The 14510-nt window shown below is 67.3% G+C and carries 15 protein-coding genes; 6 read left to right on the forward strand and 9 right to left on the reverse strand.

Features of this window, described 5'->3' with window-relative positions; all coding sequences use genetic code 11:
- Positions 1–41 precede the first annotated feature (41 nt).
- Complete coding sequence (locus WIX39_RS17520; RefSeq protein WP_409195469.1) at positions 42–2105, reverse strand: LamG-like jellyroll fold domain-containing protein; 2064 nt, start codon at positions 2103–2105, stop codon at positions 42–44.
- A gap of 223 nt (positions 2106–2328) precedes the next feature.
- On the opposite strand from WIX39_RS17520, the gene WIX39_RS17525 reads away from it, so the two are divergent.
- The 3 genes from WIX39_RS17525 to WIX39_RS17535 all read left to right on the forward strand — a co-directional run bounded on the left by WIX39_RS17525 (position 2329) and on the right by WIX39_RS17535 (position 4508).
- Positions 2329–2799, forward strand: coding sequence for a hypothetical protein (locus WIX39_RS17525; protein ID WP_159053602.1), 471 nt, complete (start codon positions 2329–2331; stop codon positions 2797–2799).
- A 70-nt stretch (positions 2800–2869) separates the two neighbouring features.
- Positions 2870–3193 carry a hypothetical protein gene (locus WIX39_RS17530; protein WP_081269536.1) on the forward strand — a complete coding sequence of 108 codons (324 nt, stop codon included), beginning with the start codon at positions 2870–2872 and terminating at the stop codon, positions 3191–3193.
- A gap of 178 nt (positions 3194–3371) precedes the next feature.
- Positions 3372–4508, forward strand: a complete 1137-nt coding sequence (locus WIX39_RS17535; RefSeq protein WP_409195470.1) for a hypothetical protein — start codon at positions 3372–3374, stop codon at positions 4506–4508.
- A 12-nt stretch (positions 4509–4520) separates the two neighbouring features.
- On the opposite strand, the gene WIX39_RS17540 is transcribed toward WIX39_RS17535, so the two are convergent.
- The 6 genes from WIX39_RS17540 to mltG form a co-directional block, all read right to left on the reverse strand.
- Complete coding sequence (locus tag WIX39_RS17540; protein WP_285410488.1) at positions 4521–5201, reverse strand: ankyrin repeat domain-containing protein; 681 nt, start codon at positions 5199–5201, stop codon at positions 4521–4523.
- The gene (locus WIX39_RS17545) at positions 5198–6004 is read right to left on the reverse strand and encodes a TatD family hydrolase (RefSeq protein ID WP_237674258.1); all 807 of its coding nucleotides are present in this window, start codon (positions 6002–6004) and stop codon (positions 5198–5200) included. Before WIX39_RS17545 ends, WIX39_RS17540 begins: the two co-directional genes overlap by 4 nt.
- Before the next feature lie 87 nt (positions 6005–6091).
- Positions 6092–6478: a PilZ domain-containing protein gene (locus tag WIX39_RS17550; protein ID WP_081269532.1), complete on the reverse strand. Its 387-nt coding sequence runs from the start codon at positions 6476–6478 to the stop codon at positions 6092–6094.
- Entirely contained in the window at positions 6475–7488 is a 1014-nt protein-coding gene (locus WIX39_RS17555; protein WP_106934493.1) for a DNA polymerase III subunit delta', read from the reverse strand. The genes WIX39_RS17550 and WIX39_RS17555 overlap by 4 nt, the downstream gene beginning before the upstream one ends.
- Positions 7485–8156, reverse strand: a complete 672-nt coding sequence (gene tmk / locus WIX39_RS17560) for a dTMP kinase (RefSeq protein ID WP_106934492.1) — start codon at positions 8154–8156, stop codon at positions 7485–7487. Before tmk ends, WIX39_RS17555 begins: the two co-directional genes overlap by 4 nt.
- Positions 8153–9175 (reverse strand): endolytic transglycosylase MltG, encoded by a 1023-nt coding sequence (mltG, locus tag WIX39_RS17565; protein ID WP_409195471.1) that lies wholly within the window; start codon positions 9173–9175, stop codon positions 8153–8155. The genes tmk and mltG overlap by 4 nt, the downstream gene beginning before the upstream one ends.
- A 112-nt stretch (positions 9176–9287) precedes the next feature.
- Here mltG and WIX39_RS17570 point away from each other — a divergent pair, with 112 nt between their 5' ends.
- Both WIX39_RS17570 and WIX39_RS17575 read left to right on the forward strand, forming a co-directional pair.
- Entirely contained in the window at positions 9288–10223 is a 936-nt protein-coding gene (locus WIX39_RS17570; protein WP_106934491.1) for a YgfZ/GcvT domain-containing protein, read from the forward strand.
- 142 nt (positions 10224–10365) lie between these two features.
- Positions 10366–11259 carry a hypothetical protein gene (locus WIX39_RS17575; protein ID WP_409195472.1) on the forward strand — a complete coding sequence of 298 codons (894 nt, stop codon included), beginning with the start codon at positions 10366–10368 and terminating at the stop codon, positions 11257–11259.
- A gap of 21 nt (positions 11260–11280) precedes the next feature.
- Here WIX39_RS17575 and WIX39_RS17580 read toward each other — a convergent pair whose 3' ends face one another.
- A complete protein-coding gene (locus tag WIX39_RS17580) occupies positions 11281–12156 on the reverse strand; it encodes a YbgC/FadM family acyl-CoA thioesterase (RefSeq protein ID WP_106934489.1) in 876 nt (291 codons plus the stop codon).
- The gene (locus tag WIX39_RS17585; protein ID WP_106934488.1) at positions 12153–13133 is read right to left on the reverse strand and encodes an alpha/beta hydrolase; all 981 of its coding nucleotides are present in this window, start codon (positions 13131–13133) and stop codon (positions 12153–12155) included. The genes WIX39_RS17580 and WIX39_RS17585 overlap by 4 nt, the downstream gene beginning before the upstream one ends.
- 135 nt (positions 13134–13268) lie before the next feature.
- On the opposite strand from WIX39_RS17585, the gene WIX39_RS17590 reads away from it, so the two are divergent.
- Positions 13269–14405 carry an iron-containing alcohol dehydrogenase gene (locus tag WIX39_RS17590; protein ID WP_409195473.1) on the forward strand — a complete coding sequence of 379 codons (1137 nt, stop codon included), beginning with the start codon at positions 13269–13271 and terminating at the stop codon, positions 14403–14405.
- Positions 14406–14510 lie beyond the last annotated feature (105 nt).

The raw sequence follows: 14510 nt of genomic DNA on the forward strand, positions 1-14510 counted from the left end.
GCTCTCTTGTGTCGTGTGTGGAGTGAGTGAGGCGGGATGGGTCAGGGCGCCAGCGTCGACAGGGGACGGGCGGCCTGGTAGATGCTCTTGATCTCGTCCGCGGTGAGCGCGCGGTTCCAGATCGCGAAGTCGTTGAAGTCCATGGCGCCGCGCGGTGCGCTGGTGCCTGCGCGCTTGTAATAGAGGCCGGTGCCGTCCTCGTTCAGGCCAATGCCGTTCTTGAGGCCGCCGAGCTTGGCGACCAGCGCGGCCGACAGGGCCACGCCGCCGGTCTGCACGCCCTTCGCGGGATCGATGGCGTAGCCCTTCATCGCGAGTCCCGACTTGTCGATGACCATCGCCACGTAGGCCCATTGGCCGGCGCTCAGGAAATGGGCGCCGCTGATTTCTCCGCGCGAACCGCCCAGGCCTGTGTTGAACCGCAGCTCGCAGTTGCCGAACATGCCGATGGCGATGCCCTCGTTGCTGCCGCTGTCGTAGTTCTTGTTGGCGATGACCGATGCGCCGTAGCCCACCCCCTGGCTGCAGGTGGCGTCGGTGCGCATCCAGAAGCCGATGGTGAAAGCGGTGACCGCGGGATCCGTCGTCACGTCGTTGGTCTGCATCAGTCGATAGCCCGACATGCCGGCCGCATTCACGATGCGGTTGTCCACGCGCAGTGCCTTGGCCTTGAAGCTGGGCTTGAAGCCATCGTCGTCCACCAGCGAACCCGCGGCGGCGTCCACGGCCCAGGGCGCGAGCGTCGATGCGCCGGTCTTGACGTCCAGTGCGGGCAGCGCGTCGAGCGGGTAGTAATTGACCAGGCCGTTGAGCAGCGACGGCGGCAGCGGCACAGGCTTGACGGCGGTGATGGCAAGCGAGGTGTCGCCCGCGACCACCGTATAGAGATAGCTGAAGTTGCTGTCCTTCACGCCCTGGAGGGTGTCGGTGAACGTCGTGCTGGCTGCGGGCAGGGTGGCGACCGGCTTGCCGTCGCGCAGGATCTGCACCGGCACATTGGTGGTGCCGGCCAGCTTCCACGAGAGCTCGACGCTGTCCCTGTCGGCACCGATGCCGGCGGAAAGCTCGCGGATGCTCGTGGCGCCTTGCAGCGCGATGCCGCTCCACGCGTAGTTCGCCGGTGCCGGCGTGACGCCCAGGTGGCGCAGCACGGTCGGTGCGATGTCGGTGGCGGCGGCCAGGCGCAGCAATGTGCCGTCGGTGGGCGCGGCCGTGTCGACCGCGGGCAACGCCGGAAGGGTCTTGTTGCTGGCAATGAACACGGTCTTGTCGGCAATGCCCTGCAGACCGGCGCTGGTGCCGAATGCATCGAGCCCGTGGCCCGTGGTGAGGACCACCAGCCAGTCTTCCTTGGAGTCGTTCGCGGTGCGTTGAGAGATGCGCGCGAGCAGCTTGCCGACGGCGGCGGAGGTGTCGGAGATGGCGCGTTGATAGTCCACGCCCTTCAGGCCGCTGTTTGCAACCACGGCGGCCGGCGCGCCGTATTGCGCCACCAGCAGGTCGTAGCCGGCGTCGATGAGTTGAGAGGTGCGCTCCGTCACGCAGGCATCGGCGCCCGCGCAGTCGACGGCGGCGTCGATTGCCCCGGGCTCGTTGCCCAGCAGAGCAGGGTAGAGCGCATTCGCGGTGACCGCGCCGGTCTTGTAGCCAGCCGAGGCGTTCTGCTTGGCGACGGCGAAGATCGAAGGCGCGAGCTTGGCGTCGATGCGCTGGGCGCCGCCGTTGCCGCGCACGCCGTGGCGATTGGCCCAGGTGCCCGTCAGCAGCGTGGCCCACCCCTGGCTGTCAAAGGTGGGTTGCTCGCTGAGCGTGCCCACCATGCCGCCGGTCCATGCGGGAGCGATGCGAAGCGACTGCAGCGCGGGCGCCTTGCCCTGTGCGACTGCATCGCGCAGCGCCGCATGGGTAAGGCCGTCGATCTCCACCACCAGCGCCTTCGGGCCGCTCTTGCCCTGGTTGGCCGAGGGAGCCGGCGTGCTGCCGGAGACCGGCGGAATGAATGCGCTCCCACTGCCTGCGCCGCCCCCGCCGCAGCCGGAAAGCAAAAAGACAGTGGCGGCCCCCAAAGCCGCAAGCCCGCTGCTTGCGGTCGTTCCTCTGATCATGTCGTTCCCTCAAAAAGTTGAAATTCGTCCGCGACCTGAAGTGCGTTTGCTCGTGCTTGGGCGTGAAATGGTGGTTTGCATAAATTGCCACAAACACAAGGAATGCCACCGATATTGCGATTGCCAGGTGACATCTCGTTGACAATGTTTGCGGGGCTAGTCGCCTGGCGTGCGCCATAGATGGCGGTGCCGCCGCGCGCTTTTTTTGCGCGCCGTCCTACGCATGGCAGAGGCGGCAGAAATTCAGATGGCACTTATGCAAGGCTTTCTGAATCGCGCGCTACAACTTCTTCAGCAACTGGCATATGCCCGTGTGTTGTGCGAGTTCCATCGCATTCAGGACCTGCGTTGTCAGGCGTCCGATATCTGCAGCCACGGGTTGGTGACGGCGCAGGAACGACTGGCGGCCTGCGAACAGCGCCTGGACGAGTTTCAGCAGACGCTCGACAACAAGGACAAGGTGGCCGCCATACGCCTGGCGCGCGCGCTGTACCTGCGCATGCTGCTCGGCAGCGCCAACAAGCGCCTGCAACCTTGGAGCGACGGGGAAGACATCACGAACATGCCGCTGTCGCACATGTTCGAATGGATCTCGCACGACTTCGAACGGCTTGAACTGGCCGCGCTGGAAGATGCAATGACGCCGGCGGAGATCGTGATGTATGCGCGCTCGATCGAAGGCGTGCACGGGTGAGTGAAGCACACGCCCGGCAAGCGTAGAAAAAAGGTTTCACCCTTCACCGGATTTTCGGTAGAGTCTTTCGATGCCCACCGTACTTTCTTTCCCCGCACAAGCGCGCGCGGAAGAACTCGCCTCGAGCCTGGAAGGCTGCAAGGTCCTCGAGGTTTCGTTTGCCAACGGCCCACCGATGCCGGCAATCAAGGGCGGATGCTTTCAGTTCGCCACCGTGTTCAAGGCATTCGGCGGTCAATGGAACCATGCGCGGAAAGTGCATGTTTTCTACGACTGGAGCGCGGTTGCCGCGTCGCTGGAGGCGGCGTTGCGCAGGCAGGTGGATGGCGCAGAAGGCTCAGAGCAGGACAAGCAATGGGATCAGGATTCGGGACTTCGGGTCAGGGCAGGCTGAACCTGCCACAAGCGGGAAACCGCTCGTCCATTTTATTTAACATAATGCACATTGTGTGGATAAACGATATCGCGACGTTCCAGCACAACAACCCACATGAACATGGGACTTTCGTCTCATGCGATCCCCGCGCATCCCACCTAGCATCGAACATCCCCCAGACCCTTGGAACTTTTTGATGCTCGACATTCCACAGACCGCGTTCGATGAAGTGGGCAAGAACCTGTCCCAGTACTACGAAAAAGAAATGGCGGCTGGCGCCCGTGTCCTGTTGGACCGCATGCGCACCAAGGACTGGGGCGTGGTGAGCGCGGCCTTCGCCCAGAAATCCGACATGGTCGAGCGCACCTGGGATTCGTTCCGCGCCAAGTCCAACGAGAGCTTCAGCGTCCCGTACAAGAAAAAGCTGACCGTGCTGCTCAGCGAGTACTGCGGCAACACCGCCGATGTGCAGCGCCTGGTGGTCAAGGGCGTGGCGGTCCTGGCCAGGGCCGGATTGGGCAAGATTCCGATTCCAGGCGCCTCGATCCTCAAGACGCTGGTGACCAAGAGCGTCGGCGCTGGCGTCTCCGCGGTCAGCGGCGTAGAAGGCGGGATCGACGGCTATCTGCACGGCAAGAGCATCAGCGAAGCCGACACCGTGCTCACCAACCGCGGCAACCAGGAAACCGCCGCGCTCTTCCGAGACGACCGAGAGGCCATGGAAGCCGCCGAAGCTGCGATGAAGCAGTACAAGCACATCGCCAACCTGATCAACTCCATGCCGGACCAGATCACCGACCTCAACGACGCGGTGCTGTACCCAGGCGTTGCGGCCAAAGTGCGCATCTCCGCTTCGGACTTGCGCCAGCAGCTGATCAAGATCACCACCTTCGTGGAAGGCATGCAGATGCGCGCCGAGCGCGTCGCGGAGCTGATGCACAAGGACTCCGACCAGATCGCGGCGCGCATGGTCGACGTCGCCAGAGACGTGGTGCTGAACGCCTACCACTCGGCCCGCGCCGATGGCAGACAGGCCTTGTCGGGCATGGCCGCCAAGGGCAAGCCTTACAAGTACGTCGCCAGGCCGATGCTCAAGCCGTTGTCAGGGTCCGAAGGCGGCATGACCCAGCTCGCCAACCTGGTCGCCTATGCACTGGCCCTCGGACAACACGACGCACTGGAGATCTCGCAGCCGACGCTGGTGAGTTCGTCGAACCCCGCCGTGCCGGTCGGCCGCCCGCGAAGCAACGCGGTGGTTTCGATCGGCGGATATCGCCCGCCGGTGCCGCCAAGGCCGGTGCCGCCTCCCCTGCCCCCGCGGCCGATCAGATAAGCCCTCAGGCGCTCACCACTTGCCGTCCTTCGGCACGGCCTTGGGTGCATTGGCTCGGGCGCCGGCAGCCGCAGTGATCATCGAAGCGGCCTCCGAGCGGCTCGCCTTGTTCGCGAAGTCGACCGCCGTCATGCCCAGCTGGTTCTTCATGGTGATGTCCGCGCCCTCGTCCAGCAGCAGCTTCACGGCATCGTTGGAGCCATACATGGCCGCCATCATCAGAGGCGTGGTGCCGTTGGGCGACTGCGCATCGATGAACGCGTAGTTCTCCAGCAGCAGCTTCATGATGGCAATCTGGCCGCTGCTGGCCGCGTAGTGCAGCGGCGTCCAGCCGGTCTTGTTGACGGCGGCATCGCGCTTGAGCAGTTGCGCCACCACGTCCTGCTGGCCCTTGATCGCGGCCAGCATCAGCGGGGTTTCGTCCTTGGGGCTGGCGATGTCGACATTGGTCTGCGGCGCGTCGATCAGCACCTTGATGACCTTCGGCGAAGGCTCGCGCAGAGCGATCAGCAAACCCGTCTGGCCATGCTCGTCCAGCGTGTTGGGGTCGAAACCGCGCTGAAGCAGGTTGCGCACGCCGCTGGCGTTGTCGCCGCGCACGGCCCGGAAGAAGTCTTCGAAAGAACCGGCATGCGCTGCAAAAGATGCAGCAATGACAATGAGATAAATCGATTTCTTGAAGTAGTTTTTCATGATTTGACTTCCCTGAACAATGTTTCGAAGTTGTCGCTCGTGGCCTTGGCGACGGCTTCCACCGGCAGCTTGCGCAGCTCGGCGATCTGCTGCGCCACGTAGGGCACGTACGACGGGTTGTTGGTCTTGCCCCGGTACGGCACCGGCGCCAGGTAGGGGCTGTCGGTCTCTATCAGCATGCGGTCGAGCGGCACGAAGGCGGCCACGTCGCGCAGGTCCTGCGCCTTCTTGAAGGTCAGGATGCCGGAAAACGAGATGTAGAAACCCAGGTCGAGCGCGGCGCGCGCCACTTCGGCGGTCTCGGTGAAGCAATGGAAGACGCCGCCGGCCGCCTTGCCGGCGCCATCCTCGCCCTCCTCCTTGAGAATCGCCAGCGTATCGGCCGAGGCTTCGCGCGTGTGGATCACCAGTGGCTTGCGCGTTTGCTGCGCGGCACGGATGTGCACACGAAAGCGGTCGCGCTGCCATTCCATGTCGGAAATGCTGCGGCCGCCCTTGCGTTCTTCCATCTGGTAGTAGTCGAGGCCGGTTTCACCGATGGCCACCACGCGCGGGCGGGCCGACAGGCGCACCAGGTCTTCGACCGTGGGCTCGGCGATGTCCTCGTTGTCGGGGTGCACGCCCACGCTGGCCCAGAAGTTGTCGTAGCTGGCGGCCAGGGCCTGCACGTCATCGAATTCCTCGAGCTTGGTGCAGATGCACAGGGCACGGTCGACCTGCGCGGCGGCCATGGCTGCGCGGATCTGCGGCATCTGGTCCGCGAATTCGGGAAAGGTGAGGTGGCAGTGGGAGTCTGTGAACATCGGAAATAAGAAGGTGCGCGGCACCGGCCCGGGTTGTGGGAGACGGTGCCGTGTACGGAGTTCCGCGTCACGAGGACGGCGGGGAACTCAAATGGTCTGTGTCGGGCGGTCGGAGGCCATGGAGCCACCCAGCGCCGCTTCGATGCGTGCCTTGAGCTGGCGCGACTTCTCGTCGGAAGGAAAACGGATGCCCACGCCCGGCGCCCGGTTGCCGGCGGCACGCGGCGGCGTGATCCAGGCCACCTTGCCCGCGACGGGGTAGCGCTGCGGGTCTTCGGGCAGCGTCAGCAGCACGTAGACGTCGTCGCCCAGCCGGTATTCGCGCGAGGTCGGAATGAAGATGCCGCCCTCCGCGAACAACGGGATGTAGGCCGCATACAGCGCGCCCTTCTCCTTGATGGCGAGCTGGATGACGCTCGGCCGGGCCGGTGATGGGGCTGCTGCGGGCGCAGCGGAGGCGGCGGGTTGGTTCATGTTCGACGAGCGGCAGAGTTTAGGGTCGTTCGCGCTTCGCTCACAAGCGCTTCGAGCATGAGGCCCGCGTTGAACGGATGTTCCGCGGTCCTTGCGGCACTGGCCAGGGACTTCGACCAGCGCGCCAGCGCCAGCCGCGAAGGCGCCGCCGGCAGGTCGGCCGCGTCGAAAAACCGGGGTTCAGCACCATTGCCGACCGCCATCAGGTCGTGGCAGAGCTTCTGCAGCGCGCCCACGGCCTGGGCCGGTGCGTGGTCGGCCAGCGCGCCCACGTCGCCGCGCGTCATGGCCTTGGGCAGCAGCGACCAGGCCTTGGGCGACTGGCCGGAGCGGGCCAGCTTCAAGGCATCGCTGGGCCGGCCGCCGGCCGCGCGCAGCAACGCCGCGGCATCGGAGGCGGGCACGCCCTGCGCCGCCAGCCACGCTTCGGCCTCGGCGGTTTCCGGCCACGGCAGCGTGAAACCCAGGCAGCGGCTGCGGATGGTCGGCAGCAGTTGCCACGCGGCTTCGCTGGCAAGCACGAAGCGCACGTCGCCCACGGGCTCCTCGAGCGTCTTCAGCAGCGCGTTGGCGGTGATGTTGTTCATGCGCTCGGCCGGGTACACCAGCACCACCTTGCCGCGGCCCCGCGCGCTTGTGCGCTGGGCAAAACCGACCGCGTCGCGCATCGCCTCGACGCGGATCTCGCGGCTGGCCTTGCGCTTCTTGTCGTCGATGTCGGACTGGGCTTTTTCGTCGAGCGGCCAGCCGAGCTCCTGCATCGCGACCTCGGGCATCAGCACGCACAAGTCGGCATGGGTGCGCACCTCGATGGCATGGCAGCTCGCGCAGTGGCCGCAGGCGGTGCCTTCGTCCGTCGGCTGCTCGCACAGCCAGGCGGAAGCCAGCGCCAGGGCCAGTTCGTACTGGCCGATGCCGGACGGGCCTTGGAGCAGCCACGCATGGCCGCGCTGGCGCAGCAACTCGGCCAGCGGCCGGCCGAGCCAGGGAGACAGCATCTGCGTACTCATCGTGCGGTTCCGCCCAGTGGCAGCAGAACGCCGCGCGCCAGCAGTGCGGTTTCGACCTGCTGCCAGACCTGGTCGCGCGCCTGGCTGGCGTCGATGCGCACGAAGCGCTTGGCATCGGCGGCGGCACGGTCCGCGTAGCCCTGCGCGACGCGGCGGAAGAATTCGACCGGCTGGGCTTCGAACTTGTCCGGCACGCGCGCCCCGGCCAGCCGCTGCGCGGCAATTTCGGGAGCCAGGTCGAACCACAGCGTGACCTGCGGCTGCAGCAGCGTGGACGCGGGCAGCGCCGCCCTCCCCGCCTGCACCCATTGTTCGAGCGTCGACAGCACGGCCGCGTCGAAGCCGCGGCCCGCGCCCTGGTAGGCGAAGGTGGCATCGGTGAAGCGGTCGCACAGCACCACGTCGCCGCGTGCCAGCGCCGGCTCGATGACCTGCGCGACATGGTCGCGGCGCGCCGCGAACACCAGCAGCGACTCGGTCAGCGGGTCCATCGGCTGCTCCAGGATCAGCCCGCGCAGCGTTTCGGCCAGCGGCGTGCCGCCGGGCTCGCGCGTGCGCACGACCGCGCGGCCCTGGGCCTTGAACAGCGCCTCCAGCGCGTCCAGGTGGCTCGACTTGCCCGCGCCGTCGATGCCTTCCAGCGTCAGAAACAGACCTTGGTCGCTCATTGATTTGCCTTGGGTTTGGGGTCGCCGCCCCCGCGCTGGTAGCGATTGACCGCGCGGTTGTGGTCGTCGAGCGAGCTGCTGAACTGGCTGGTGCCGTCGCCGCGCGAGACGAAATACAGCGATTTGCTTTGCGCCGGCTGCACGGCAGCCAGCAGCGCGGCCTTGCCGGGCATCGAGATCGGCGTGGGCGGCAGGCCGCCGCGGGTGTAGGTGTTCCAGGGCGTGTCGGTCTGCAGGTCTTTCTTGCGCAGGTTGCCGTCGAAGGCGGTACCCATGCCGTAGATGACGGTCGGATCGGTCTGCAGCGGCATGCCGATGCGCAGCCGGTTGGTGAAGACCGCCGCGATCTCGGCGCGATCGTTGGCCTTGCCTGTCTCCTTTTCGACAATGCTGGCCAGAATCAAAGCCTCGTCAGCCGACTTGAGCGGCAGGTCGGAGGCGCGGGCGGCCCAGGCCGATTCCAGCTTCTTGTCCATGGCCCGCATCGCGCGCTGCAGCAGGGCGATGTCGGTCGAGCCCTTCGAGTAGGTGTAGGTGTCCGGAAAGAAGCGCCCCTCGGGGTGAAGGCCGGGCTTGCCGAGCCTGGCCATGAGCGCCTCGTCGGTCAGGCCGACGCTCTCGGGCTTCAATTGGTCGGCCTTGGCCAGGGCGGCACGGACCTGGCGGATGTTCCAGCCCTCGACCAGCACCAGGCTGCGCGTGGCTTCCTCGCCGCGCACCAGGATGTTGAGCAGCAGCTTGGGCGTGACGCCTCGCTCCAGCTCGTAGCTGCCGGCGCGCATCTGGCGGTCTTGTCCCGACACGCGGAACCAGAGGTAGAGCAGCTGCGGCTGCACATCGACGCCGGTGTCGGCCACCGCCTGGGCGATGCCGCGCGGCGTGGTGCCGGGCTCGACCGACAGGTCGACACTGGGTGCGGGCAGCTTGAGCGGCTGGTGCACCCACCAGAGACCGGCCCCACCGAGCGCGAGCACGGCCAGGGCGGCGAGCAGGAAGAGCGTGAGGAAGAAGCTGCGCACGGATCCGATATGGGGAAGACGGAAGAAAGAAGAAAAAGAGGTGGTCCCGCGAGCCGCAGGGCGGGAACCCCTGCCGCTCCGAAGGAACAGGCCCGGCCATGATAATTCAGCGATGACCACTGTCGTTCTCAATGGCGTGACCGCCCTTTCCCCCGCCGGCCACCTCGGTGTGATCCGCGCCGAGGGCCCCGACGCCGCCAGCTTCCTGCACGGCCAGCTGACACAGGACTTCTCGCTGCTCGGCTCCGGCGACGCCCGGCTGGCCGCCCTGTGCACCGCCAAGGGCCGTGTGATCGCAAGTTTCATCGGCATCAAGCCGCAACCGGAGCTGATCCTGCTGGTGTGCAGCCGCGACATCCTCGCCGCCACCCTCAAGCGCCTGTCGATGTTCGTGCTGCGCGCCAAGGTGAAGCTGACCGACGCCACCGACCAGTTCGCACTCTACGGCCTGGCCGGCACCGCGCTGGCGGACAATGGCCTCGACGCCGCGCTGCCCCCCGGCAAGCGCATTGCCGTGGGCGACGATGTGAGCGTCGTCTCGCTCTACCCGGCCGATGGCGTACCGCGCGCGCTGTGGATCGCCCCGGCCGGCCGTCCCGCCCCGGTGGGCCCGGCGCTCGATGACAGCCTGTGGCAGTGGAGCGAGGTGCGCAGCGGCATCGTGACCCTGACCACCCCGGTCATCGACGCCTTCGTGCCGCAGATGATCAATTACGAGTCGGTCGGCGGCGTCAACTTCAAGAAGGGCTGCTACCCCGGCCAGGAAGTGGTGGCGCGCAGCCAGTTCCGCGGCACGCTCAAGCGGCGCACCTACCTCGTGCAGGCAGATGCGCCGGTGAGCGTCGGCCAGGAAGTGTTCGCGGCCAACGACGCCGAGCAGCCCGTGGGCACCGTGGCGCAGGCCGCGCCCGCGCCGGGCGGCGGCTGGGCGGCGCTGGTGTCGATGCAGATCGCCGCGCTGGAGGCCGGCGGCCTGCGTGCCGGCGCCGCCGACGGGCCCGCGCTCAAGGTCGAGCCACTGCCCTACCCCCTGCTCGAAGACATCTGATCTATCGGACCCCCAACGCCCGCGAACGGGCGTTTGGCGCTGTCGAACAGGCAGCGCCATTTTTTTTGCGCGTCGTCCAACCCCGTTGCCGAAGCTGCGCCGTAGAAGCCTGCACCGATCAACTCCCGGCAAGGAAGACACCATGCAGCGCAGACTTTTCTCCACCACCCTGGCCCTGGGTGCCATGGCTGCTTTCGCGAGCGGCGCACACAGCCAGGAGCGGCCCCACATTCCGATCCCGCCCAGCCTCGTCGGCTCGCTGATGCAGGTCGGCTTGGTCGACCGCAGCACCGGCGCCGAGCTGACGGTCTACCGCCATCGCGGCGAGTACTGGGTGGCCGGCCGCCCCGGCGCGCGCTACGCCATCCGGGTGCGCAATGCGATGGGTGAATGCATCATGGCGGTGATGTCGGTCGACGGCGTGAACGTCGTCACCGGCGAGACCGCGAGCGTGGGGCAGAACGGCTATGTCTTCGGCCCGCGCGAGCGCAGCGACATCGCTGGCTGGCGCAAGAGCGACTCGCAGATCGCGGCGTTCCAGTTCGCCGCGGCCGGCAACTCCTACGCGAGCCGCACCGGCCGCCCCGACGACGTGGGCGTGATCGGCGTCGCCCTGTTCCGCGAGCGCATGCCGGAGCCGCCGCCGCCGCCCGTCATGCCTTCCCCGCGCCGCGACGAATACGGGGAGCGCGAGCGGCGCAGCGATTCTTCCTTGGCCAAGGCCGCTCCGGCCCCGAGCGCGGACGTTGCGGCTTCAGCCGAGGCCCCGGCCGGCAGCATGACCCGCCAGTCTGTGCCGAGCCCTAGCCTGGGCACCGCCCACGGCCGCCGCGAGACTTCCTACGTCGGCAAGACGACCTTCGAGCGCGCGCAGTCGTCGCCCGACGAGGTGATCCGGATCCGCTACGACAGCCGTGAAAACCTCATTGCCGCCGGCGTGATCCCGCAGCCGCGGCAGTGGCCGCGTCCGGCCGGGCCCTCGGCGTTCCCGGGGTCCGACAACGGCTACGTGCCCGACCCGCCGCCGCGCTACTGAAAGCAATGGGCTGCGCGCCGCTCAGCGCAGCGCGCGGCGCATCTCGATGTGCGGAATGCCGACTTCCTCGAAGACCTCGCCATGCGCCACATAGCCGAGCCGCGCATAGAAGCGCTCGGCGCTGCGTTGCGCATTCAGCGCCACCACGCGGTCGCCGCGTTCCCTGGCCGCATCTTCGAGCACCTGCATCACGGCCGCGCCGTGTCCGCCGCTGCGCAGGTTGCGGTGGACCGCCATGCGGCCGATGTGCGAGACACCGTCTTCCGCGTGCAGCAGCCGGCCCGTGGCGATGACCTGCCCCAGCCGGTTGCGCGCCACCGCGTGAAGCACCGTCGCGTCGTGCTCGTCCCATTCCAGCGATTCGGGAATGTTCTGTTCCTCGACGAACACCGCGCGCCGCAGGGCTCCGGCCGATTCGCCCAGCGTGGCCCAGTCGCCGGTTTCCACGGTGCGCATCGGCTCGCCTGCCTCGTAGCCGGTCAGCAGGCTGCGCAGCTTCTCGGGCACCGGCTTGGAGGTTTGCGTGGCCGGATCCGCGAACACATAGACCAGCTCGCAGCCGACCAGGAACTGGTCCTGCCGGAACAGCCCGCCCTCGAACACCATCGACGAATTGCCGATGCGCGCGCAGCGCATGCCCACGTCGAGCATGTCGTCCATGCGCGCAGAGCCGCGGAAGTCGATCGTCGCCTTGCGCACGTAGAGGTCGCCGGCCAGCGAGTGCATGGACTCTTCGTACGGCAGCGCCAGCGCACGCCAGTAGTCGGAGATGGCGGTGTCGAAGTACATCAGGTAGTGCGCGTTGAACACGATCTTCTGCATGTCGACTTCCGCCCAGCGCACGCGCAGGCGGTGGAAGAAACGGAAACTCTCGCGTCTTGTGGCTGTCTCGCTCATGGTTGCAGTGCTTCCTTGATGGCCCGGGCCGCGTCGTCCTGCGCCTTCAGCGCTTCCGGGATCGCGCGGCCCATCTTGATGAATTCGTGTATCACGCCCCGGTAGATTTCCAGGTCTACCGGCACGCCGGCGGCGCGCAGCTTGTCGGCATAGGCGATGCCTTCGTCGACCACGGCGTCGCACTCAGCCAGCCCGATCCATGCGGGCGCGACGCCGTCGACGTCGTCGGCCAGCAGCGGCGCGAAGCGCCAGTCGTCGCGGTCGGCCGGCGTGCGGACGTACTGCGCGAAGAAGAAGTCGATCATCGCCTTGGTCAGCAGCGGGCCGTGCGCGTGGCGCTGGTGCGAGGCGGTGTCCTGGTGGGCCGTGGTGCCGGGGTAGATCAGCAGCTGCAGCGCCAGCGGCAGGCCTGCGTCGCGCGCCATGATGGCGCACACCGCGGCCAGCGTGCCGCCAGCGCTGTCGCCGGCCACGGCCATGCGCGACGGGTCGAGGCCCAGGCTCGCGCCCTGCGTGGCAATGAATTCGAAGGCGTCCCAGGCGTCGTTCGACGCGGTCGGGAACTTGTGCGCGGGTGCGAGCCGGTAGTCGACCGAGACCACCGCGCAGCCGCTCTTCAGGCTCAGCACGCGGCACAGCGTGTCGTGCGTGCGGATGTTGCCCACGGTGAAACCGCCGCCATGAAAGTACAGCAGCACCGGCAGCACCTCGGCCGACGGCGCATACAGCCGGGCTGGCACTGCATGGCCGTCGCGCGCCGCGATGCTGAAGTCTTCGAGGCGCGCGATTTCGGGCTTGGGCACCTCGAGCACGCCGGCGCCTTTTTCGTACGAGGCCTTGGCTTGGTCTGGCGTGAGCTGGTCTAGCGTGGGGTGGCCGGCGCGCGCCATGCGGTCGACCACGCTGGCCATCTTGGCGGTGAGCGGGTGTTGCTGTTGCTGCTTTTGCGCCTGTGTCGTCGGGGGAATCGTCGTCATGTCTGTAGGAAAGCGGCCGTTGCGTGCGGTGTGCCGTGCGCGACAGCGGCAAGGGTTTCTTGCGTGGGCAAGACATGCCCCTGTTGGTAGATTTGCACAGTCCGCAATCGTACCGCCCTGCGCATCACCACCCCCATGGCACTCATTCAATACCTCACCCAGATCCAGTTCGAATTCGGCGCGATCAAGCTGCTGTCCAGCGAATGCGCGCGCATCGGCATCAACCGCCCGCTGATCGTGACCGACGCCGGCGTGCGCGCCGCGGGCGTGCTGCAGAAGGCGCTGGACGCCATCTCGGACCTGGAAGTGTCGGTGTTCGACCAGACGCCTTCCAACCCGACCGAGGCCGCCGTGCGCGCCGCCGTCGAGCTGTACCGCAGCGGCCGCTGCGACGGCCTGATCGCAGTGGGCGGCGGCTCGGCCATCGACTGCGCCAAGGGCGTGGCCATCGCGGCCACGCACGAAGGCCCGCTCAAGACCTACGCGACCATCGAGGGCGGCTCGCCGCGCATCACCGAGCGCGTGGTGCCGCTCATTGCCGTGCCCACCACCAGCGGCACGGGCAGCGAGGTGGCGCGCGGCGCCATCGTCATCGTCGACGACCACCGCAAGCTCGGCTTCCACAGTTGGTTCCTGATGCCCAAGGCCGCCATCTGCGACCCCGAACTCACGCTCGGCCTGCCGCCCAAGCTCACCGCCGCCACCGGCATGGACGCCATCGCGCATTGCATGGAGACCTTCATGTCGGCCGCCTTCAACCCGCCGGCCGACGGCATCGGCCTCGACGGGCTGGAGCGCGCCTGGGGCCACATCGAGCGCGCCACCAGGGACGGCAGCGACCGCGAGGCGCGGCTGAACCTCATGAGCGCGTCGATGCAGGGCGCAATGGCTTTCCAGAAAGGGCTGGGCTGCGTGCATTCGCTGAGCCACAGCCTGGGCGGCGTCGATCCGCGCCTGCATCACGGCACGCTCAACGCCCTCTTCCTCCCGGCGGTGATCCACTTCAACGCGGGCGCCGATTCGGTGCGCAAGGAACAGCGCCTGCAGCGCATGGCGCAGGCCATGCACCTCGATTCGGCCGGCGACCTCGGCGACGCCATCCGCGACATGAACGCGCGCCTGGACCTGCCCAAGGGCCTGGCGGAGGTGGGCGTGACGCCCGCGATGTTCGAGCAGATCATCGACGGTGCCATGGCCGACCACTGCCACAAGACCAACCCGCGCCTGGCCACGCGAGACGACTACAAGGCGATGCTCGAAGCCTCGATGTAATGGCTTTTTCTACGCCTGTTTCAGAGGGAAACAGGCGCGCATCGGCGGCTTGTGCGTCATGCATGTGACATGAGGGATTCCTAGACTGGTCACAAAGGGTTTGCA

The organism is Variovorax sp. AB1(2024) (assembly GCF_037482385.2).
GTDB lineage: Bacteria > Pseudomonadota > Gammaproteobacteria > Burkholderiales > Burkholderiaceae_C > Variovorax.